The sequence below is a fragment of the Streptococcus sp. Z556 genome (assembly GCF_053010225.1).
This window is the reverse complement of sequence record NZ_JBRKNU010000004.1, coordinates 152,098-173,951: the sequence shown is the minus strand read 5'-3', so window position 1 is coordinate 173,951 and position 21,854 is coordinate 152,098. Positions and strand designations below refer to the sequence as shown.

The following is a 21,854-nucleotide window of genomic DNA, read 5'->3' as shown; positions in this document are numbered from 1 at the left end:
TTAAAATAACTCCCAGTTAGATTTGGAATATTTTTTATTCTGTGTCATATAAAAATAAATAAAATGAATGGCTATAGCTAGAGCTAAAATGGTTGTTATACTCACTACTATTATAGGATTAGAAGCAAAGATTAAAGAGAGAATAAAGGCAGCCAGATAGAGTGTCGCTTGGACACAGTAGTAACTTTTCGAATAGCGAAGATAGTGTTTGTTATAGGGCCCATTTACTAGGACAGCAGCTTGAAAGAGGCCAAATCCGATATAAGAGAAGCTGGTTGCAAAGAGACGATTAGCTTCAGGATTCTGAAGAAAACTCATCGATACAGTCATCATCATAAGTCCAATGAAAATAGGATAGTGACTGTAAATTAGAAATAGTCCCTTTTGATTAGATTTTTCATCAATAGCATGGTCGAATTGACCAAAATAAAACAAGAACAGAGAAATCATAATAATGAGATAAAGAACCGAATAAATCGAGAAATTCTCGATTGTAAAGAAGTTAGCTAGATTCGTAATCATCTCTCCAAACGTAATAATGACAAGAAGGGAGATGCGCTCGATTAAATGGGGGAGATTTACCTGGTAATGCTTATCTTTATTAAGCAAGATACTTGGCATAATAAAGATAAACAGAATACTAGCAAAGAAGATATAGACTCTAACGTAAATAGGAAGAAGAGCTGCTAGATAGACTCCTAAACTTCCTAGACCTGTTATCCATAGAAAATCTTTGATACTTTCCCGTTCAACATCATCGGTTGATTTTCTAAAAAATTCAACCAAATATTGAAAAAATAAGGTAAGGGTTAATGTACCAATAGCCCAACAGAGATAATGAAAATATTGTTGCCAATCAGGTCCAATCATATTGGCTATAAAGAGTAAAAGTCCCATTTTGATAAACATGATTACCATGTTAAATAAAGAGTTCTTTCCATAGCGATTGGTATAATCGGTTTGAATCATCCAGGAATCGATGAGAACCAAAATAGCAATGAAAAAATCAAGGAAAGAATTCCAAGTCAAAATACCGTTATGAAGATGGTCGATTAAAGTAGTTACTTTTGAAATTGCAAAAACAAAAACTAAGTCATAAAAAAGTTCTGAAAATTCTACACGTTTATGTTTAATAAGAGTTGTCATCTTAAGACCTTTCTATTTTAGAAGTACAATTTATTATAACAGAAAATGGTAATGAGAGAAAAGGAGATGCTTAAATAACTTTATGTGGCGCTAATGAACTGCGCCACAAAAGTTAGGTTTTTTCTGTCCAACTTTTGGGGTCAGTACAGAAGGGCCGCTTTTTCTATCGTTTTTAGTGCTAAGACTACACAAAAAAGCCTTGTAAATCAAGGCTTTTTCCTGTTGTTTAGATGCCCCCTGCAGGCTCTTTGAAAGAAACTTAGAAAAATCTAAAATGAAATTATTTCAAAATGGGGTAAAAGCAAAATTTCCCTCCCTACTTTCTCAATTATTCCTAATTTTAGTTCCAAAAAGCTTCAATTCATAATCTAATTATAATATGGGTAATGGGTACTATCTTATTACATTCAGATTTTTGTTCTCTTCAAAGAGTTATGTAGGCTTTATGGTTTTAAATAGGTAAAAAGTTGAATTATAGTGAGTATTGTGTCACAATAGGTAATATATAAATAATTAATGGAATGGATATAATTCTTTCCTACCTTTACAAGAAGGATTGGTTGCACCTTTTTTATCTAGCAATTATGGTTAGCTTTCAAGTTTAGCTAGTTTTTAAAAGCTCTGATTTCGACTCAATAAAACAAATTTCAGAAGTGCAAAAGACAAGATGGTGACATTGCTACAGTCAGTCGCCATGTCTTGCTGGCACAGGCTGTTTGTGCCGTCAGCTATTTACCAGTCAATTTGATCAAAGGGCTTAATTATTATTTTTGAAAGGTCTTTTATGGAAAAAATTCTTTCTTTAGGTCTGACAGGTAAGAAATTACTTGTTCAGGGTTTCTTGTTTGTTCTGCTAGGTCTTATCTTGATGGTCACGGGAACTTGGTTGCCAGTGACGGTTATTCGACTGGTTCTGTTTTTAGCTTGGATAGCAACGGTCTTAGATTTAGTATTACGTATTTTCAAAAAAAGTCAGTCAACGGACACCTTGGGAGTTGCACTGGTTAAATTGTTAGTGATGGGATATTTGCTAGGCTCGAATCTTGCTACTGATGTGCCAATTTATATTTTGGCTCTTGTGATTGGAATTTATCAGATTTTTCATGCTAGTATCAACCTTGTCACCTATGTTCTCTACCGCAAAAACAAAATTCGACCTCGTTTTCGTTTCTTACTAGATGGTCTCGTACTAGTTTTTCTTGGTGGGACTAGTCTTTTGTCCTCTACGGGAAATTCTGTCTTTCAACTCTTTGTTTTAGGGGCTTATTTTTGCCTTTATGGTGTGTCCAATATCCGTGACGGTTTCTTATTTGAAAAGGAAATTGGGAAAAACCATCTCAAACGTCGTGTCAGAATGAGCTTACCTATTGCCCTAGCCGCTCTCATCCCTGCAAGTACTTTAGCAAAAATCAATAAATTCATGCAGGAAAATGCTGATGAGGAAGAGGAAATCTATCTTGGAATTATGAAGTCTGGTAAGACAGCAGAGCTAGAAATTTTTGTTCATACAGCTGAGACCTCGCTGTTTTCAGCTATTGGTCATGTGGATATCTGCTATCAGGGCCGTGTTATTTCTTATGGCAACTATGACCCGTCATCTGAGACCTTATTTGGTATGGTAGGAGATGGTGTCTTATATTTCTGTGACCGCGATAAGTACATTGATCTATGTAAACGTGAGAGTAAAAAAACACTTTTTGCTTACGGAATAGATTTGACACCTGAAATGGAAAAAGCAGTTCAGAAAAAGTTGGCTGAATTGAAACAACTGACGATTCCTTGGGAGCCAAGTGCAGATAAAATTAAAATGGAAGATGGCAAGGAAGACTACATCTACGCTTATAAAATCAAACATGAGACGGAGGGTGAGCTTTATAAATTTAACAAATCTAAGTTTAAATCATACTTTGTCTTATCCACAAACTGTGTGCTCTTGGCAGATACCATAGTCGGTCAGGCTGGAACAGATATCCTCTCACCCAAAGGATTTATCGCACCAGGAACTTATCAAGCCTACCTTGACCGAGAGTTTGAAAAACCAAATAGTTTAGTCGTATCTAAACATGTTTATTAAGGAGAATTTATGAATTTAGTAAAAAAATACACCCCGTTAATACTTTTTATAGGGCTGGTTACTCTTGTAATTCTGAATGCATCAAGTTTTATATCAGGAGCAGTATCTCTCTTTGAAGTGACTTCCACCTTGATTTATGGTGCTGTTATTGCTTTTGTGCTCAATGTTCCCATGAAAAAAATTGAAGAATTCCTAGTTAAAATGAAGGTAAAGGCAGAGTTGCGTCGTCCGATTGCCATGGTACTTGTTTTCCTAGCTCTTATCTTAATCGTGATAGGTCTTTTGGTTTTGGTGCTACCAACCCTAGCTCAGACTATTAGTCAGCTGGGAACAGTCCTTTCAACAGTCCTGACTCAACTTGGGAAATTGCTAGACGGCTCGGAATTTGTAACCAAAGACATGTTGTCAACTATTGTATCAGGCATACAGGGACAGTCTAGTTCTATTAGCCAAGCCTTGATAGGTTTCTTATCGGGTCTGACTAGTAATATCGGCAATATTTTTTCAAGTTTGATGAATGCCTTTTTGATTATAGTCTTCACCTTTTCATTTTTATCCAGTAAGGAACATTTGGCAGCGATGACGAGCCGACTTCTGAAAGTCTTACTTTCAGAGAAGGTAGTGACAAAGTTGGCTTACATCGGACAAATAGGACTAGAAACTTATGATCAGTTTTTGATGAGTCAGCTAATTGAAGCAGTCATCATAGGAGTTATGGTAGCGGTTGGCTATAGCCTATTTGGACTACCCTATGGGGTAATGACAGGTATCTTTGCAGGAGTGCTGTCTTTCATTCCTTATGTTGGTCCTATGATTGCTTGTGTGCTAGGAGCGATTTTTATCTTTACAGTCAGTCCAAGTCAAGCTTTACTGTCTATCCTTCTTTATCAAATTATACAGCTGATTGAGGGAAACCTTATCTATCCCAAAGTTGTGGGTCAATCTATTGGCTTACCAGCCCTTTTCACGCTTGCGGCTGCTAGTATCGGAGGGAATCTTTTCGGACTACTTGGAATGATATTCTTTACCCCCGTATTTGCTGTTATCTATCGACTGGTTAAAGAATTTGTCGTCGCAAAGGAAAATCAGGTAGATTAAGAAAAACTAAATTTAATAAGATATACTGAGAAGAGAGTGAGAGATTCTCTTCTCTTTTATTTTTAAATACTTTGCTACAAAAAGCTATTGGACGTCAAAAAAAGCCTTGCAACCAAGGATTTTTCCTGTTGATTTAGATGCCCCTACAAGGCTCGAACCTGCGCCCCATAGCTTAAGAGTCTACTGCTCTACCGACTGATCTAAGAAGGCAAATAAAAAGCTGAGAATGTAACTTCCCAGCTTTTTTAATATGCCCAAAATGGCAGCTAGATTATTTACGAAAGGCATCAAGGATATAGGTGAAACCAACAATTAAAAATGCAAAGGCAACGACATAAACGACAAAGACACTTGTAGCTACTGGATTGAACAAAATCACTAGACCTAGTAAAAATGCAAGCAACGCTATCCACATGATATGGTTGCCAATAATAGGGAAAATCAATCCCAGACGATTGCCTTTAAAGAAAGCTATAATGGCTTCTACAATTAACCAAATTCCTAAAATAGTTGGAATGACAACTGGTAGCGTCACAAAGCCATAGGCAACGAGGTAAAGAGCCAAGAGAAGATTAACAATCCCTTGGAAAAGATGAGCTGGTGAGCGAAGCACTTTTGGTACAGAGAAATAGCCTAAAATAGCTGCTATAGAAGCAACCAGTAAACCAAATGCAATCCACCAGCTGTAAGCAACAAGATTAGCTACTGGGTCTGTAAATAGAAAGAGTGCTAAAAGGACAAAAACAACTCCTGCAAGGAATAGCAGTAAACGATTAGAAAATTTCATTTCAATACCCCCTATATAGTATAGTATAGTTTGATAATAAAAATATTATACACCTTTTTAGAGGAAATATCAATAAACAAAATGGAAAATTTGGAAGTTTCAGTCTGATTTATGAAAAGAAAATCAGTTTTTATTATTTTGAAAATAAAAAGAGAAGATAAAATTTGTCTTCTCTACATGAAAATATTGTATGGCATCAAAGCAAAAGTAACTGGCTTTACACTATTTGTAAAGATGTAATTTGATTCAAAAAGAAAAGATAGATTTAAAATGTGGGACAAATGATGGGTTAAATCAGTTATAGACAAGCAAAAAAGCCTTGTAAATCAAGGCTTTTCCTGTTGTATTTAGATGCCCCCTGCAGGGCTCGAACCTGCGACCCATAGATTAAGAGTCTACTGCTCTACCAACTGAGCTAAGAAGGCAAATAAAAAGCTGTATTGGTGCCGAAACTTCACGGTTTGTATTGAACCCGCGCAATTAAGCAGGTGGGCAACTCGCTCTAACTGAAGCTGTTTCCGTGTGAGACGGCCTACATGCTGTTAGAAGACTTTTGTTTCCCTAATAATACAAAAAATAGTCGGTCAACACTTAAGTGTGAAGTCGTACACCACAGCGTTTCTATATTTATATGATACCACTTTTTTAAAAAAATTCAAGAGGAAAAATTATTTTTTTTGAAAAGGATTTCACAAGTTTCTTAATTTATCAATGGTTTCCTTGCGTTGAGCTAAGGCCCGTTCGTACTTGCCAGTATCTTCTGGAGAGAAGTAGTGATGATCTCGAATTTTTTCTGGCAAGTAATCTTGTTTGACCCAGTGTCCAGGATAGCTATGGGGGTAGAGATAGTTTTGAGCGTTCCCCAGTTCCTTGCTTCCACTGTAGTGACCATCACGCAGATGTCGCGGAATGGGCAAATGACCTGATGATTTGAGGTCGGCAAGAGCCTTATCCATAGCCACATAGGCTGAGTTGGACTTGGGCGAAAGTGCCAAATCTATCACAACATTAGCAATGAGGATGCGAGCTTCGGGGAAACCAATCTTTTGAGCGGCATCTAGAGCAGTCACGGTATGGATCTGCGCCTCAGGATTGGCCAGACCAATATCTTCATAAGCGATCACAGTCAAGCGACGAGCTAGGCTAGGAAGGTCACCAGCTTCAATCAAGCGGGCTGCATAGTGGAGACTGGCATCCACATCTGATCCGCGGATGGATTTTTGCAGGGCTGAGAGAACATCGTAGTGCCCGTCTCCATCTTTATCCATAGTAATATAGCTTCGTTGGAGGCTATTTTCCATAATATCAAGCGTGATATGGCGGATACCATTGTCATTCTCAGGGGTAGAGAGAACAGCCAAATCTAGTGAATTAAAGGCAGAACGGAGGTCTCCATTGGTAGAGGTTGCGATGAAATCCAGCGCATCTCCATCTAGCTCAACTGGGAAGTCAAAACCACGCTCAGGGTCAGTTAGAGCGATTTGAATCGCCTCTTTGACGTCTTGATTGGACAAGGGTTCTAATTCAAAAATCTGAACACGGCTACGAATGGCAGGAGTGACAGAAAAGAAGGGATTTTCAGTCGTAGCGCCAATCATGACAACCAGACCACTTTCCAAGAGTGGCAGAAGAAAGTCTTGCTTTGTTTTATCCAGACGATGAATCTCGTCTAGTAACAGGACTAATCCTCCTGAGAATTTAGCTTCTTCAGCGATCTCTTGGAGACGTTTTTTGCTATCAACAGTGGCATTGAAGGTCCGAAAGGCATATTTGGTCGTTCCAGCGATGGCAGAGGCAATACTGGTTTTGCCGATTCCTGGAGGTCCGTAGAGAATCATGGAGGACAGACGATTGGCTTCCACCATACGACGGATAATTTTTCCAGGTCCGACCAGATGCTCCTGACCGATGACCTGGTCGATGGTTTTTGGGCGCATGCGAAGCGCGAGGTTGTCTGGCATAGCAGTCCTTTCTAACATGGATTTTCTGATGTATATGTGGTAAGATGGTAGTATCTATTTTAGCATAATTCCGAGTAATCGGGGCGATTTAAGAGTCGCATAGAAAGAGGACAAAATGGCAACATACGGATTTTTAGATGTTTTAGAGGAAGAATTGGACAAGAACTTTCCCTTTGACTTTGAGATTAGCTGGGACAAGCGCAATCATGCAGTTGAAGTGAGTTTTTTATTGGAAGCACAAAATGCTGCGGGAGTAGAGATGCTGGACGAGGACGGAGAGGTGTCATCAGACGACATTCTCTTTGAAGAAGCAGTCCTTTTCTACAATCCTGCTAAGTCAACCGTCAATGCAGACGATTATCTGACTGTCATCCCTTACTTACCAAAGAAAGGCTTCTCTCGTGAATTTTTAAACTATTTTTCACTATTCCTCAAAGATACTGCCGAGGTTGGGCTGGATGCGCTTATGGATTTTTTGGAAGACCCAGAAACAGAAGAATTTGTCATGGAATGGAACCAAGAAGTCTTTGAAGAAGGAAAAGTTGGCTTGGAAGAGGGAGAATTTTATCCTTATCCGAGGTATTAGAAACTAACGAGGAAGTATATGAAGAAAATAGGTTTGTCTTTTATCTCTGGTCTGTCCTTTGTTTTTTTGATGCTAGGATTTGCTTTTGGAACAATTGCCTTTAAAGAGTTAGATTTTTCGTTTGTCTTTGTTCCAGGCTACCTATTTACTTTTTTCAGCATCTATCTGATATTTATCCTTCATGAGCTGGGACATGCAGTCTGCGGTTACCTGACAGGCTATCGACTGGTGGCTTTTGGATTAGGGAATTTTCTTTTGACCAAAAAGTTAGGCAAGTTTTCTCTTAGCCGAACAGCCGTTCTGAAAAATGTTGGTGCTCAATATATTGGATTGAAAGAAGATGAAAGCGACCAAAGAATCATCCTGATGCTTGCAGGTGGCTTGATAGTTCATCTTAGTTTGATTTTATTAGCGATATTGTACGGATTTTTGACAAGAAGCTGGTATTTTGCGGCTACTTGGATTTGTCTTAATGTATCTTTTCTTCTCATCAATGCTAAGCCAGTTGGGATTACCGATGGAGCGAAAATCTGGGAATTGCTACACCACCCTGAAAATACCAAATACGCCTACTTGGTGTTGAGGCATTCTGCCCAGACCTTGCTAGCTCCTCAAGAATATGATTTGAAAGACTTTATCATGCCTGTTGCTGAAGATGCGAGAGGGAGTTTTGCAGAAAGTGTTCAGACTCTTCAGGGCTTGGTCTTCATATTGGATGATAATATAGAGCTCGCAAAGCAACAGTTTCAGTCTATGCTAGAGAAAACAGATAATCCAATGTCTAAAACGATTTCTCAATTATACCTTCTTCAAATAGCCTTGCTAGAAGGAGATTATGAGAAAGCAGAGGTGTATGCAAGTAATCGAGGAGTTAAATCCTTTTTGTCTCTAAAAATGGCAGACATGCAGATCATTCAAGCCTGGTATCAATTTAAGGCAAGGAAAGACATGGCTCAAACTCGCAAGGCTATAAAGATTGCTAGACAGAAAATGAATACTAGTCGCATGTTGCGAGATGAGAAACGTTATTATGAAAGTTGGTTAGCAGAGTTGGAGAAAGAATTAGCCGAAGGAGTCTGATATGGCAATAGAAATTTCTGATTTTACTGGTTGCAAAATTGCCCTCTTTTGTGGGGATAAGCTCTTAACCATCTTACGTGATGACAAATCAAACATTCCATACCCTAATACCTGGGAATTGCCAGGTGGCGGACGAGAGGGTGATGAAAATCCTTTTGAGTGCGCGGCGCGTGAAGTTTATGAAGAACTGGGGATTCATTTAACTGAGGATTGTCTGCTTTGGAGTAAGGTTTACCCAAGTATGCTTTTTGAGGGGAAGGAATCCGTCTTTTTGGTTGGCAAGTTAAGGCAGGAACAGTTTGATAGTATCGTCTTTGGTGATGAAGGACAGGGCTATAAACTGATGGGCATTGAGGAGTTTCTAAATTCTAAACATGCAGTACCTCAGTTGCAAGGAAGATTGAAGGATTATTTGGAGGAAGTAAAATGATTTTTGCAATTGCAACAACGACGTTAAACAAGGAAGTTAAACGCAAACTAAAAACTGGACAATATTCTAGAGAAGAAGCTACATTCATCTATATGGAATATTTAAAGTTAAAGAAGCAGAGAGAAAGTGGTACGAAAGTAGCTGGGATTTCTATGGCCCTTATCTGGGGGTTACTGTATGTTCTGTCTTTACAAGGTGAGAATACTCAACCACTTTCATTTTCAGTATATTTTTTATTTTTGTTACTGCTTGAAGGAATTGTTCTGTTTGTTTATTACCTTACGTTTGGTATTTTTAAACATCAGATTCATAGCGCAATGAAAGAACACTATACAGATGTGATTGAGGAATTTAAGGGTCAGTAAAACAGCGTGTGGAAGGGCGTAGGAAGCGAGTTGAGAGAGTGAATTTGGAGGTATTAGTATGATTCAGATTATCCGAGCAGGAGCAGAGGATTTAGAAACTATTATTGCTATTCAAAGAGCTAGCTTTAAGGCTGTCTATGAAAAATACCAAGATGAGTATGATCCCTATCTGGAGGACCGCGAACGAATCAAATGGAAACTAGTCGAGCGTCCTAATAGTTATTACTACTTTATAAAAGAAAAGGACGAAATTATCGGTTTTTTACGAATTCAGACCAATGAAGAGTTAACGAATGCTTGGTTGGGAACGGCAGCGATTTTGCCCCAGTATCAAGGAAAAGGATATGGATCTGAGGGACTGAGCTTGCTGGAAAAAGAATTTTCAACCATCACACAGTGGGATTTGTGTACGGTATTACAGGATGCGGGCATGGTCGCTTTTTATGAGAAAAATGGCTACTGCCAAACCCATATCGAACCTGAAAAAGAAGGTATGGATATGGTCTACATGAAAAAATTGATTGACAAATAGAAAGGATGGTTCGGTTACATTTCTAAACTGAACCCGCCCTAAACACGGTGCCAAAAAGATAAATTTCTCTTAGACACAAGCGTCTTCAGAGAGTTTCCTATTTTGGCTTTGTGTTTTACGGGCTTGGTATCTTAATTATGGAAACATGGCAAGAGTTAAAAGTTACAGTTAAGCGTGAGGGGGAGGAATTAGTTTCCAATCTCTTGATTGAGCTGGGGGCGCAAGGTGTTGCGATCGAGGACAGTATGGACTATGTGGGAAATGTGGATCGATTTGGTGAGATATTCCCTGAAGTCGAGCAGCAAGAAGAAATCGTGGTGACAGCCTACTATCCTGATACGGTTGATGTGGCAGTGGTTGAGGCGGATTTGCAGGCTCGTCTAGCAGAATTGACAGACTTTATGGATTTGGGTGAGGTCAAGACGGGGACGACTGCCTTGGCTGAGGAAGACTGGGCAGACAACTGGAAGAAATATTACGAGCCCGCCCGCATCACTCATGACTTGACCATTGTGCCGTCTTGGACGGACTATGAGGCGACTACGGGAGAAAAGATTATCAAGCTAGATCCTGGTATGGCCTTCGGGACAGGAACCCATCCGACGACCAAGATGAGTCTCTTTGCCTTGGAGCAGGTTCTTCGTGGTGGCGAAACAGTGATCGATGTGGGAACTGGTTCAGGGGTTCTCTCTATTGCCAGCTCGCTGCTTGGTGCTAAGGAAATCTTTGCCTATGACCTCGATGACGTGGCGGTTCGAGTCGCTCAGGAGAATATTGAGCTCAATCCAGGTATGGAAAACATCCATGTAGCGCCAGGCGATTTGCTTAAGGGTGTTGAGATTGAGGCAGACGTCATCGTGGCCAATATCTTGGCGGATATCCTCATTCATCTGACGGACGATGCTTATCGTTTGGTCAAGGACGAAGGCTACCTGATCATGAGTGGCATTATCAAGGACAAGTGGGACAAGGTGCGAGAGTCAGCTGAGTCATCTGGATTCTTCCTTGAAACCCACATGATTCAAGGAGAATGGAATGCCTGTGTCTTTAAGAAGACCAAGGATATTTCAGGTGTGATTGGAGGCTAGCATGCAGCAGTATTTTGTCAAGGGTAATGCTACCTCGCCAGTCACCATCGAGGACAAGGAAACCAGCAAGCACATGTTTCAGGTCATGCGCTTAAAAGAAGATGACCAGGTGACCCTAGTCTTTGATGATGGGATCAAGCGTTTGGCGCGCGTGCTAGATGTGGAGGCTCGTCAGTTGGAGCTAGTCAAAGAATTAGCTGACAATGTGGAACTGCCAGTCCAAGTGACCATTGCCTCTGGCTTTCCCAAGGGAGACAAGCTAGAGTTCATCACTCAAAAAGTAACCGAACTGGGTGCTAGTCAAATCTGGGCCTTTCCTGCAGACTGGTCCGTTGCTAAGTGGGACGGAAAGAAATTGGGCAAAAAGGTTGAAAAACTTGAAAAAATTGCCCTTGGAGCAGCCGAGCAAAGCAAGCGTAATTTGGTACCGAGTGTCAAACTTTTTGAGAAAAAAGCAGACTTTCTATCGCAACTGGATCAGTTCGACTCTATCGTAGTGGCTTACGAAGAATCAGCAAAAGAGGGAGAAGCCGCTGCGCTTCTGCAAGCAGTCACTGGTCTTGAAAAAGGAGCCAAATTACTCTTTATCTTTGGCCCAGAAGGCGGTCTATCACCTGCAGAAATCGAAAGTTTTGAAGCCAAAGGAGCCGTCTTGGCAGGCCTAGGACCTCGCATTCTAAGAGCAGAAACAGCCCCACTGTATGCTTTATCAGCCCTTAGTGTTTTAGTAGAATTAGAAAAATAAGAGGAAGAAAATGGAACAAAAACACCGTTCAGAATTTCCAGAAAAGGAACTTTGGGACTTAACAGCCCTATACCAAGACCGTGAGGATTTCTTGCGAGCAATCGAAAAGACTCGCGAAGATATCAACCAATTTAGCCGTGATTACAAGGGCAATCTTCACACTTTTGAGGATTTTGAGAAGGCCTTTGCGGAATTGGAACAAATTTACATCCAGATGAGCCATATCGGCAATTACGCCTTTATGCCTCAGACGACAGACTATAGCAATGAAGATTTTGCCAACATTGCCCAAGCTGGGATGGAATTTGAAACAGATGCCAGCGTAGCCTTGACTTTCTTTGACGATGCCTTGGTGGCAGCAGACGAGGAAGTCTTGGACCGTTTGGGTGAATTGCCACATTTGACGGCAGCCATTCGTCAGGCAAAAATCAAAAAAGCCCACTATCTAGGGGCAGATGTGGAGAAGGCCTTGACCAATCTCGGTGAAGTTTTCTACAGTCCACAGGACATTTATACTAAGATGAGAGCTGGGGATTTTGAAATGGATGACTTTGAAGCCCATGGCAAGACCTACAAAAACAGCTTTGTAACTTATGAGAATTTCTACCAAAACCACGAGGATGCGGAGGTGCGTGAAAAATCCTTCCGTTCTTTCTCAGAAGGACTCCGTAAGCACCAGAATACAGCTGCAGCAGCCTATCTAGCTCAAGTCAAGTCTGAAAAACTACTGGCAGATATGAAGGGCTACGACTCAGTTTTTGATTATCTTTTAGCTGAGCAGGAAGTAGACCGTGCCATGTTTGATCGTCAGATTGACCTCATTATGCAGGAATTTGCGCCAGTCGCTCAGAGATACCTCAAGCATGTTGCCAAGGTGAATGGTCTTGAAAAGATGACCTTTGCAGACTGGAAATTGGACTTGGACAGTGCCCTCAATCCTGAAGTGACTATTGATGACGCCTATGATTTGGTCATGAAGTCAGTAGAACCTTTGGGGCAAGAATATTGTCAGGAAATTGCTCGCTATCAAGAAGAACGTTGGGTGGACTTCGCTGCCAATAGTGGCAAGGATTCTGGGGGATATGCAACGGATCCATATCGTGTGCATCCTTATGTCCTTATGAGCTGGACAGGTCGTTTGAGTGATGTCTATACCTTGATTCATGAAATCGGGCATTCTGGTCAATTCATCTTTTCAGATAATCACCAAAGTTACTTCAACGCCCATATGTCGACTTACTACGTCGAAGCGCCATCAACCTTCAATGAATTGCTTTTAAGTGATTATTTGGAGCACCAGTCTGATGACCCTCGTCAGAAACGCTTCGCTCTTGCTCATCGTCTGACAGACACCTACTTCCATAACTTTATCACCCACCTCTTGGAAGCGGCCTTCCAACGCAAGGTTTATACATTGATTGAAGAGGGTGAAACCTTTGGAGCAAGTAAACTCAACAGCATCATGAAGGAAGTCTTGACGAACTTCTGGGGAGATGCCATTGAGATTGATGACGATGCAGCTCTGACTTGGATGCGCCAAGCTCACTATTACATGGGCTTGTATAGTTACACTTACTCAGCTGGACTTGTCATCTCGACAGCAGGTTATCTCCATCTGAAAAATTCTGAGAATGGAGCCGAAGACTGGCTCAATCTCCTCAAATCAGGTGGCAGCAAGACACCGCTTGAGTCAGCCATGATTATCGGAGCCGATATCTCAACAGACAAACCACTCCGTGATACCATCCAGTTCTTGTCAGACACAGTTGACCAGATTATCGCCTACAGTGCTGAGTTGGGGGAATAAGGGAATAGAGAGGTCATTCTAGAATGATGCTAATGGGACTTTTGCTTTATTTGTAGTGATTGTCAAGAAAAGTGTTTAGGGTCGTAATTGCAAAGCAGAATTAATAACGGAATCGGTATTACTAATCATCCTTTTTGTTTTCTATATGATTGAATTTAGTTCAGAAGTTGATGAGGAACTATATATTACAATTTATAATTAAGTTGTTTTATGTAATTATAGATGCAAGGTATAGATTTATAAACAATTTCTAAGAATATCGTAATTCTTTAAAAATATAGAAATATATGATAAAATATAAAATATAAACGCTTAAAAAGAAAGGTTAATTTTATGAAAAAGGAACAAGTGCTGATTGGTTTGGGAGTTGCAACTGCAATAGTAACTGCTTTTAATGGTCATGTCCAAGCAGATGAGGTTACAAATAAACAATCGAATAAAACTACTGTCAGTCAATCAGAGACCAAAAAGGATGTTGAAGTTTCAGAATCAGATGTAAAAAATGCAGAAGTCAAACTAAACAAAGCAATTGATGAAGAAAAGAATGCTCAGAAGATTGTTGATAAAACGCAACAAGAGTATGCATCTGCTGTAACTAATAAGAACAAAGCAGATGACGCTTTGAAACAAGCTCAAGAATTTGCTAAGCAAGCTACACCTGAGAAAATTAAAAATGCAGAAAAGGATCTTGCCGCAAAACAAGTAACTGTCAAGAAAGCCGAAGAAAATTTGGCTGGAGCAAAACAAGGTGAGAAACAAGCTCAGACAAGTGTCGAGAACCAACAAACAGTTGTTAATAAGGCAAAAACTCAGGTTGATCAAAGAGCAGCAGACGTAAAAAATGCACAAGACAAAGTAAGGGTAGCAGAGAATTCTTTTGATTGGAATACACTACGCGAGCTTCAACAAGCAACTGAGAAATTAGATGCGAAAGTGAAAGCGAACCAAGATAAAGTAAATTCTTTAACTAATTCAGTATCAAAAGCAGAGCAAGAAAGAAAAGCGCTTGTAGAAAGAGGAAATAAGACACGTTCTAATCTTGAAAAGAATGTAAAGTCGGCTGGATCTGAATTTTTAACAGAAAAAGTAGAACATCAATTAAAAGAAGATAAGGTAAGTGATGATAATTCTATGTCAACTACATTATCTCCTGAATATTCATCTTGGATAGGTAAAGATGGTAAAAGATATTATGTTGTTTCAAATGAAAATGTCGACTTTAACGGAGAAAAAACTGAAACAATAATAGTAAACTCTAAAGATGATGTTGATAAACCTCATGTTGTAGATTATAAAAAAGTTTCTAGATATATAAGAGAGTATCTAGTAGAATTACGTCGTATAAATGGTATAGATATCCCAGTGCCTGAGGTAACGGATAAAGCTTTGAAATGGGCAAAAGCCAGAACGGATGAAATGGCAAGAAATAATGAATTGAGTCATGATACTGTTTTGAAAACAAGTGAGTTTGAACTTAAGGGTGAAACAGAAAATGCTTCTCAGGGTTCATTACAAGAAAAATCAACTTTAGATGAAAAACAGATTGCTTATGATGAATTATTATCTTACTTCCATGATTATAATAATGCAAGTAGTTATGGTACTGATAATCCAAATGAGGTGAATAGATATAACTACGGACATAGAATACCTTTATTAGCTGCCTCAGGGACTGGGCTTGCTATGACGCAAACTAACGGTTATGGTATATTGACATTTGTATCTGATAATAATAGAGATGTTTATAATACCTTACCATCTGTAGTTAGCCCATCTGAAAGAAGTAGTTATACTTATAACGGTGAGACGTATTATAGTAATCCTTATAGCTCACATTTTTTAGCAAGAGCAGAAAATAAGGATGGAGATAAAAATCGCTCTGAATTTTATTTTAACGGTAAACGTGTAAAATTCTTACCGAAGACAACTTTCCGTTATGTTTGGAATGAAATCACACATCCTAAAAATCCAGCCTATACTAAAGCGAAAGAAGCTTTAGATAATTTTAATCGAAAACAAAGAAATGAAGAGACTGTGGCAAATGAAAAACTATCGTCTCTAAACAATAACCTTACCATTGCTAAAACGACTTTAGATAAAGATAAAAAAGAACTAGACAAATCTAAAAAACGTCTTGTGGATTTGACAAAACAAAATGAAGCTAAGCTAAACGTTTTGAAATCAGCACAAGCAGAATTGAGTAAACAACAAACTTTGCTGAGTGCTGCTAAAACTGAATTTTTGAAACAAGAATCTCAATTAAATCGATTGAAAGCAATCAAGAATAATAAATCTCATGCTAGTAAGAATGCGGAACAGTCATTAGCTAATGCTAAAAAGGATTTGACAAAGGCGCAACAAGATGTCATTATCCTCAAAAATGCTCCAAGAAAACTCGATGAAGCTAAAAAAAGTTTGATTATCGCTAAACAGAAGTTTGAGGAATCAAAAAAAGCACTTGAAAATGCAAATGCTAAATTAAAAAATGCAAAAGTTAAAAAGGAAACTGCTAAGAAAGAATACATCAAAGTATCTGAAGCCTATAAGTTAAAAGTAAGACTTGCTTCAAAAGGAAGTTGGATTCAATCATCTGGTCGTTGGTGGTATAGACATAACAATGGTTCCTATACATCTAATGGATGGGAGCTAATCAATGGGAAATGGTACCATTTTGATCGCTCGGGTTGGATGCAGACTGGATGGATTCAATCAGGTAATTCGTGGTATTATCTCAGTGGTTCAGGGGATATGCAAACAGGATGGGTCAAATCAAGTGGCTCATGGTACTATTTGAATAGCTCAGGCTCTATGCAAACAGGATGGTTCACTGTTTCAGGGAAATGGTATTATGCTTATAGTTCTGGCGCTTTAGCAGTCAATACAACTACACCTGATGGATATCATGTCAATTACAATGGGGAATGGATTAAATAGAGAGTTCTATGCTATTTAAAAAGATTAATACAAACTCTCATTTTATTCAGTATAGTATAACCATCAAATATAGAGATTTACAACTAATTGTAATACATTAAAAATATACAAATTTTGAAAACAATATTGCAATATGTATGAAATTTCCAATCAAATTTCTTGAAACCCTTTCCTCCTTCTGATAGACTAATACATAGTTTGAAAAAAGGAGACTTATCATGAAAAAATTTGTTGCTGAATTAATCGGTACTTTTATGCTTGTGTTCATCGGAACAGGAGCCGTTGTTTTTGGAAATGGTCTTAATGGCCTTGGACACCTTGGAATTGCTTTTGCCTTTGGTTTGGCAATCGTAGTCGCAGCTTTCTCAATCGGAACTGTTTCAGGTGCTCACTTGAACCCAGCTGTTTCGATCGCTATGTTTGTAAACAAACGTTTGTCATCTTCAGAGCTTGTGAACTACATCCTTGGACAAGTAGTTGGAGCTTTCCTTGCATCAGCTGCAGTATTCTTCCTCTTGTCTAACTCAGGCATGTCAACTGCTAGTCTTGGTGAAAATGCCTTGGCAAACGGTGTCACTGTCTTTGGTGGTTTCTTGTTTGAAGTCATCGCAACTTTCTTGTTTGTCTTGGTTATCATGACTGTAACATCAGCAAGCAAAGGAAATGGCGCGATTGCTGGTTTGGTAATCGGTTTGTCCTTGATGGCTATGATCCTTGTAGGATTGAACATCACTGGCCTTTCAGTAAACCCAGCTCGTAGTTTGGCTCCAGCTGTCTTGGTTGGTGGCGCAGCTCTTCAACAAGTTTGGATTTTCATCCTTGCTCCAATCGTTGGTGGTGTTCTTGCAGCCCTTGTTGCGAAAAACTGCCTTGGAACAGAAGAATAAGAAACGAAAAAAGAGTCCTGTTCTCAGTTTGAGGAACAGGGCTTTTTCTATGCAAACAAAAAGCACTCCCTTTTTGAATGGGAGTGTTTCGTGATTAGCTCAATTCAGCAACGATGGCTTTGATTTGTTCTGCTGTGTGAACACCTGCAACCTGTTTTACCACTTGGCCATCTTTTTTGAAGAGAAGGGTTGGGATAGACATGATTCCAAAGGCACGAGCTGTGTTTGGATTTTCATCAACGTCCATTTTAACGATTTTCAAGACATCTTCTGAAAGTTCTTCAGACAATTTGTCCAAAATTGGACCTTGCATACGACATGGACCACACCAAGTTGCCCAGAAGTCTACCAAGACCAAACCGTCTTTTGTTTCTTGTTCAAATGTTGCATCTGTAATTGCTTTTGCCATTGTATTTCTCCTTTTTAGTTGTATTGGCTTAAATCTTGTTTCATGAGATAGAAGAAGACATCTCCATAAGTCCCATGGTAGTCCAAATCATGACCATTGTAGGTTAATTTTTGGACAGTGTAGTAATCCGCGACGCCGATGAGGCAGGCATGTTGAGAACGTTCAAAGTCTTGGTAAGACTCGAAAGTCATGGTTCTCTCTTGCTTGCTGGCGTCTAGATAGGTAATTTCGATCATATAAAACTCCTTTGTTGTTTGATCTTGACTTTATTGTACTCCTTGAAAAGAGGAATGTCAAGAAAAATGATTGCGCACGCAACTTTTTTAAAAAATCTGATTACGAAATGAAATCAAGACTCGTTTCCAGACTTTCTTCGACGGCCTTTTGCAGGTAAGCTAGGGTTGTTTGTCCCTCGTCAGTCAGGCAGATAAAACTAGCCCGTCTATCCTGATCACAACATCGGCGACTAAGCAAACCGCAGTTTTTCTCTTCTAGTCGGGCAACCATTCGAGAAACAGCGCTCGGACTAAGATGGAGTTTATCTGGTAGGTCAATCTGTCGTAAGGATTTTTCATCAGCTAGGTCCAGATAGTAGAGTAGGTAAAACTCTTTTAAGGTCAACCTTTGTTCAGTCTGCTGGGCGATGGTTTCTTCTAACATGGCTTCCATTTCCTTTTGACGGCGGTTGTAGTCAAACCACTTTTCCAAATAGGTCATTGCTTTCTCCTTTCTTTTCAAAGTAAAAATCACAAAGTCATTACTGACTGTCTCTACAACACAAGATGATTGCGCATGCAATGATTATACTACTTTTAACTAATTCTTGCAAGAGAGAAGAATTTCAATATTTCCTTGAAATTTTCTGAAAAAAGAGTAAACTGGTATGCAAGAAGTCTATTTCGTGGAGTTTAGGATGAAATTATATGTTCAATTAATGATTCTCTTTGTGATTTCTCTAATCGGAGAGGGAATTTCTAGTTTCTTTCATCTGCCCATCCCAGGCAGTATTATTGGTTTGATTATTCTCTTTTTAGCCTTACAGTTCAAGTGGCTAAGGACTAGGCATGTCAATATGGTCGGGAATTTCTTGCTGGCCAATATGACCATTCTCTTTTTGCCGCCAGCAGTGGGAATCATGGAGAAGTTTGATGTGATTGCTCCCTATCTCTTGCCTATCGTCTTGATTGTTTTTTTTGCGGCTGTCATCAACATTATCCTCATCGCCCTAGTGGTTCAGTTTATCAAGAGACGATTTGAGGGAGATTATGAGAAAGGAGATGCTAAATGAGCGAATTTGTTTCCAATCCTCTGTTTGGGATTGCATTATCTATCCTAGCTTATCTAGTAGGGATGTTGATTCACAGACGTTTTCCCCATCCTTTGACAACGCCCTTGCTTTTGTCAGCTGTTTTTATCATTATTTTTCTCAAGGTGACTGGTATTTCTTACCAAGACTACTATCAAGGTGGGGTTTATCTGAACAACTTGATAGTCCCATCGACCGTGGCTCTAGGGATTCCGCTTTACAAGAGTTTTCACCTGATGAAGCACCATGCTCGGAGTATTCTCTTTGGTAGTCTGTTAGCAGTAGTTGTCAATACTTGCTTTACTGCCATAGTAGCGAAAATATTTGGCATGGACTTCTTCCTAGCCATTTCTCTCTTTCCCAAGTCAGTGACAACCGCCATGGCAGTGGGGATCACAGAAAAATTGCAAGGTTTGACGACTGTGACCTTGGTCGTCGTAGTGGCGACTGGGATTTTGACCAGTGTTATCGGACCAACTCTTTTGAAGTGGTTGAAGATTGATGATCCAGTGGCTGTAGGCCTTTCCCTTGGAGGAACGGGACACGCTGTCGGCACGGGAACAGCCTTTCGATACGGCTCTGTAGCAGGAGCCATGGGTGGCTTGGCTATCGGTATTACTGGTATTCTTTATGTCTTTGTCAGCCCTTTTGTAGCCAGTTTGATATTGAGTTAAAGAAAAACCCAGCTTTTTAGCTGGGCATTTTTTATTGCAAGTTAACCTTGTTTTTTAAGATATAGTAGGTTCCGAGGTAATAGATCGTCGCTAGAACGAGATCGCGCAAGATTTCTGTACCAGCCATCACGTTAAAGTCATTGTCAACTCTTAAGAAGAAAGTGATATAACTAATAACGATTGAAATAACGATATAGGCTAGAATTCCCATAGCTGTTCGATACTCATTAAAGAGTTGTCCAATAGAGATGGAGAGGTAAATGGATAAAATCCATGCGATTGACCCGACAAATAGTGATAGGGCATACAGCCAGCCGTAGCTGAGGTAAGGGGAAATGAAGTTATAGAGGGCAGTGAAGTCTTTTTCTATTGGTGTTAAGAAAAAGATAATCAGTATACTCAAGATAAAGACGATATAGCTTAAGATGGACCAGACAAGACCACCTAAAAGTTTTGCGATGATGATTTGGTGCTCAGAGACAGGCAAGGTCAGGGTCAAGTACCCTTGGCGGTCATAAACACTGCCCTTGAATCTTCGGATGATTAAAAAGATTGTTGCAATCCAAAGAGTGACGCTGAGTCCCCCAAAGACTAAAATCAAAAAGAAAATGAGATAGCCTGTATTATCAGGGTTGTAACTAGTGCTAAGACTGCTAATAAAAATTCCAATCAAAACTGAAATTGCAAGTACAGCACCGTAGAGTGCAAGATACCATTTATTGATATTTTTAAATTCATAACGAACTAAATTCCAAAACATAATAATCTCCTTTATCTAAGCCTTGAACTCTTGACGGAAGAGCTGGTCAATGGATTCACCAGACTCGTAACGAATATCATCAACATTTCCTTGACGGACGACTTTTCCGTCTTTGAGGAAGATAATCTCATCCAAGATAGGTTCAATATCTGAAATCAAGTGGGTTGAAATCAGTACCGTAGAGGTTGGTGAGTAGTTGTTGATGATGGTATTGAGGATATAATCACGGGCAGCTGGATCCACTCCACCAATAGGTTCATCGAGGACATAAAGACGAGCTTCGCGGCTCATAACCAGGATGAGTTGAACTTTTTCCTTGTTCCCTTTTGATAGTTTCTTGAGGCGGTTGTTCTCATCAATGCCAAGATCAGCTAACAGGTGTTGGGCTCTTTCGAGATTAAAATCCTGATAGAAGGTTTTAAAATAGGTTAGAGCATCCTTGACCTTCATCTCTTCATTGAGATAAGTTGTGTCAGGAAGATAGGAGACGATCGCCTTGGTGGCTGGACTTGGATCCAATCCGTTAATGAGAACACGTCCTTTATCAGGCTGAAGAAGGCCATTGATCAGTTTGATTAAGGTCGTTTTTCCAGATCCATTTGGGCCGAGGAGACCAACAATTTTGCCAGCCGAAATCTCAAGTGAGATATTTTCAAGAGCAATAGTGCCTCCATAAGATTTTGATACATTCTCAAGTGCTAATAATGTCATAGTCTTAAACTCCTTTAATATAGTCGCTTAATACATTTGGCAACTCTTCTTTTTGGTAGCCAAATTGGAGCATGCAAGAGACGAAGTGTTGCAGTTGCTCCTCGGAAAGTTGTTTGCGGGACTGAACGATGAGGTCCAAATCCTCGGTGACAAAACGACCAGTTGTCCGCTTGCTGTATACAAATCCTTCACGTTCAAGGTCAGACAAGGCGCGCTGGATGGTATTGGGATTGACCCCAGCCTGGCTCGCCAGTTCTCTCACGGTTGGGAGCTGTTGGTTAGGTTCCAGTTCATGGGAAACAATCTGTAATTTGATTTTTTCCATAATCTGTAAATAAATCGGTTTTGTATTATCAAATGACCAGGACATCATAGTCTCCTTTCTTTGTCTTGCTTGTTCTAATCAAATAATACAATAAAACAAAAAACTTGTCAAGTAAAAATAAGAATTGTTTTGGGAATTGCTCAAAAAAT

22 protein-coding genes, 1 tRNA gene and 1 pseudogene are annotated in these 21,854 nt (G+C 39.6%); 14 read left to right on the top strand and 10 right to left on the bottom strand.

The genetic code is table 11. The annotated features are described in order from the left end of the window. Positions 1 to 1,146, bottom strand: a complete 1,146-nt coding sequence (locus tag ACVC7S_RS06295; protein WP_173304495.1) for a low temperature requirement protein A — start codon at positions 1,144 to 1,146, stop codon at positions 1 to 3. Between the two features lie 784 nt (positions 1,147 to 1,930). On the opposite strand from ACVC7S_RS06295, the gene ACVC7S_RS06290 reads away from it, so the two are divergent. After that, the gene (locus tag ACVC7S_RS06290) at positions 1,931 to 3,220 is read left to right on the top strand and encodes a DUF308 domain-containing protein (RefSeq protein WP_447266564.1); all 1,290 of its coding nucleotides are present in this window, start codon (positions 1,931 to 1,933) and stop codon (positions 3,218 to 3,220) included. 9 nt (positions 3,221 to 3,229) lie between these two features. After that, positions 3,230 to 4,318 (top strand): AI-2E family transporter, encoded by a 1,089-nt coding sequence (locus ACVC7S_RS06285; RefSeq protein ID WP_447266563.1) that lies wholly within the window; start codon positions 3,230 to 3,232, stop codon positions 4,316 to 4,318. A gap of 271 nt (positions 4,319 to 4,589) precedes the next feature. Here ACVC7S_RS06285 and ACVC7S_RS06280 read toward each other — a convergent pair whose 3' ends face one another. The 3 genes from ACVC7S_RS06280 to ACVC7S_RS06270 form a co-directional block, all read right to left on the bottom strand. Beyond that, entirely contained in the window at positions 4,590 to 5,105 is a 516-nt protein-coding gene (locus ACVC7S_RS06280; protein WP_020900386.1) for a DUF308 domain-containing protein, read from the bottom strand. 352 nt (positions 5,106 to 5,457) lie between these two features. Next, a tRNA-Lys gene (locus tag ACVC7S_RS06275) sits at positions 5,458 to 5,530 on the bottom strand. Positions 5,531 to 5,794: 264 nt separating this feature from the next. Beyond that, the gene (locus ACVC7S_RS06270; RefSeq protein ID WP_447266562.1) at positions 5,795 to 7,066 is read right to left on the bottom strand and encodes a replication-associated recombination protein A; all 1,272 of its coding nucleotides are present in this window, start codon (positions 7,064 to 7,066) and stop codon (positions 5,795 to 5,797) included. Between the two features lie 115 nt (positions 7,067 to 7,181). Here ACVC7S_RS06270 and ACVC7S_RS06265 point away from each other — a divergent pair, with 115 nt between their 5' ends. From ACVC7S_RS06265 to ACVC7S_RS06220, 10 genes and pseudogenes are all read left to right on the top strand, one after another. Further along, positions 7,182 to 7,652, top strand: a complete 471-nt coding sequence (locus ACVC7S_RS06265; RefSeq protein ID WP_447266561.1) for a DUF3013 family protein — start codon at positions 7,182 to 7,184, stop codon at positions 7,650 to 7,652. An 18-nt stretch (positions 7,653 to 7,670) separates the two neighbouring features. Continuing rightward, positions 7,671 to 8,732 (top strand): site-2 protease family protein, encoded by a 1,062-nt coding sequence (locus tag ACVC7S_RS06260; protein WP_447266560.1) that lies wholly within the window; start codon positions 7,671 to 7,673, stop codon positions 8,730 to 8,732. 1 nt (position 8,733) lies between these two features. Continuing rightward, positions 8,734 to 9,162 (top strand): NUDIX hydrolase, encoded by a 429-nt coding sequence (locus ACVC7S_RS06255; protein WP_447266559.1) that lies wholly within the window; start codon positions 8,734 to 8,736, stop codon positions 9,160 to 9,162. Further along, positions 9,159 to 9,527 (top strand): hypothetical protein, encoded by a 369-nt coding sequence (locus ACVC7S_RS06250; RefSeq protein WP_447266558.1) that lies wholly within the window; start codon positions 9,159 to 9,161, stop codon positions 9,525 to 9,527. The genes ACVC7S_RS06255 and ACVC7S_RS06250 overlap by 4 nt, the downstream gene beginning before the upstream one ends. Before the next feature lie 58 nt (positions 9,528 to 9,585). Then, the gene (locus tag ACVC7S_RS06245) at positions 9,586 to 10,059 is read left to right on the top strand and encodes a GNAT family N-acetyltransferase (protein ID WP_447266557.1); all 474 of its coding nucleotides are present in this window, start codon (positions 9,586 to 9,588) and stop codon (positions 10,057 to 10,059) included. Between the two features lie 137 nt (positions 10,060 to 10,196). After that, positions 10,197 to 11,147: a 50S ribosomal protein L11 methyltransferase gene (gene prmA, locus ACVC7S_RS06240; protein ID WP_447266556.1), complete on the top strand. Its 951-nt coding sequence runs from the start codon at positions 10,197 to 10,199 to the stop codon at positions 11,145 to 11,147. Between the two features lies 1 nt (position 11,148). Then, positions 11,149 to 11,892 carry a 16S rRNA (uracil(1498)-N(3))-methyltransferase gene (locus ACVC7S_RS06235; RefSeq protein WP_447266555.1) on the top strand — a complete coding sequence of 248 codons (744 nt, stop codon included), beginning with the start codon at positions 11,149 to 11,151 and terminating at the stop codon, positions 11,890 to 11,892. 10 nt (positions 11,893 to 11,902) lie between these two features. After that, positions 11,903 to 13,699: an oligoendopeptidase F gene (gene pepF / locus ACVC7S_RS06230; protein ID WP_447266554.1), complete on the top strand. Its 1,797-nt coding sequence runs from the start codon at positions 11,903 to 11,905 to the stop codon at positions 13,697 to 13,699. A gap of 2,577 nt (positions 13,700 to 16,276) precedes the next feature. Next, positions 16,277 to 16,633, top strand: a pseudogene (locus tag ACVC7S_RS06225) (hypothetical protein); the annotation flags it as partial. 218 nt (positions 16,634 to 16,851) lie between these two features. Further along, entirely contained in the window at positions 16,852 to 17,520 is a 669-nt protein-coding gene (locus tag ACVC7S_RS06220) for an MIP/aquaporin family protein (protein ID WP_042902662.1), read from the top strand. A gap of 94 nt (positions 17,521 to 17,614) precedes the next feature. Here the strand turns inward: ACVC7S_RS06220 and trxA are convergent, their stop codons facing one another. The 3 genes from trxA to ACVC7S_RS06205 form a co-directional block, all read right to left on the bottom strand. After that, positions 17,615 to 17,929: a thioredoxin gene (gene trxA, locus ACVC7S_RS06215; protein WP_001029581.1), complete on the bottom strand. Its 315-nt coding sequence runs from the start codon at positions 17,927 to 17,929 to the stop codon at positions 17,615 to 17,617. 14 nt (positions 17,930 to 17,943) lie between these two features. Next, on the bottom strand, positions 17,944 to 18,165 hold the full coding sequence (locus ACVC7S_RS06210) for a DUF4649 family protein (RefSeq protein WP_000570263.1): 222 nt from the start codon (positions 18,163 to 18,165) through the stop codon (positions 17,944 to 17,946). Between the two features lie 100 nt (positions 18,166 to 18,265). Then, positions 18,266 to 18,646, bottom strand: coding sequence for a MarR family winged helix-turn-helix transcriptional regulator (locus ACVC7S_RS06205; RefSeq protein ID WP_447266553.1), 381 nt, complete (start codon positions 18,644 to 18,646; stop codon positions 18,266 to 18,268). A gap of 196 nt (positions 18,647 to 18,842) precedes the next feature. Between ACVC7S_RS06205 and ACVC7S_RS06200 the strand changes: the two genes are divergently transcribed. Further along, a complete protein-coding gene (locus tag ACVC7S_RS06200) occupies positions 18,843 to 19,217 on the top strand; it encodes a CidA/LrgA family protein (RefSeq protein WP_000781325.1) in 375 nt (124 codons plus the stop codon). Continuing rightward, a complete protein-coding gene (locus ACVC7S_RS06195; RefSeq protein WP_447266552.1) occupies positions 19,214 to 19,909 on the top strand; it encodes an LrgB family protein in 696 nt (231 codons plus the stop codon). Before ACVC7S_RS06200 ends, ACVC7S_RS06195 begins: the two co-directional genes overlap by 4 nt. 31 nt (positions 19,910 to 19,940) lie before the next feature. On the opposite strand, the gene ACVC7S_RS06190 is transcribed toward ACVC7S_RS06195, so the two are convergent. Genes ACVC7S_RS06190 through ACVC7S_RS06180 form a run of 3 tightly spaced genes read right to left on the bottom strand, consistent with a single transcriptional unit; the run spans position 19,941 to position 21,750 of the window. Beyond that, positions 19,941 to 20,669 carry a hypothetical protein gene (locus ACVC7S_RS06190; protein ID WP_447266551.1) on the bottom strand — a complete coding sequence of 243 codons (729 nt, stop codon included), beginning with the start codon at positions 20,667 to 20,669 and terminating at the stop codon, positions 19,941 to 19,943. Between the two features lie 15 nt (positions 20,670 to 20,684). Next, positions 20,685 to 21,380: an ABC transporter ATP-binding protein gene (locus ACVC7S_RS06185; protein ID WP_447266550.1), complete on the bottom strand. Its 696-nt coding sequence runs from the start codon at positions 21,378 to 21,380 to the stop codon at positions 20,685 to 20,687. A 4-nt stretch (positions 21,381 to 21,384) separates the two neighbouring features. Continuing rightward, on the bottom strand, positions 21,385 to 21,750 hold the full coding sequence (locus ACVC7S_RS06180; RefSeq protein ID WP_096406266.1) for a GntR family transcriptional regulator: 366 nt from the start codon (positions 21,748 to 21,750) through the stop codon (positions 21,385 to 21,387). Positions 21,751 to 21,854 lie beyond the last annotated feature (104 nt).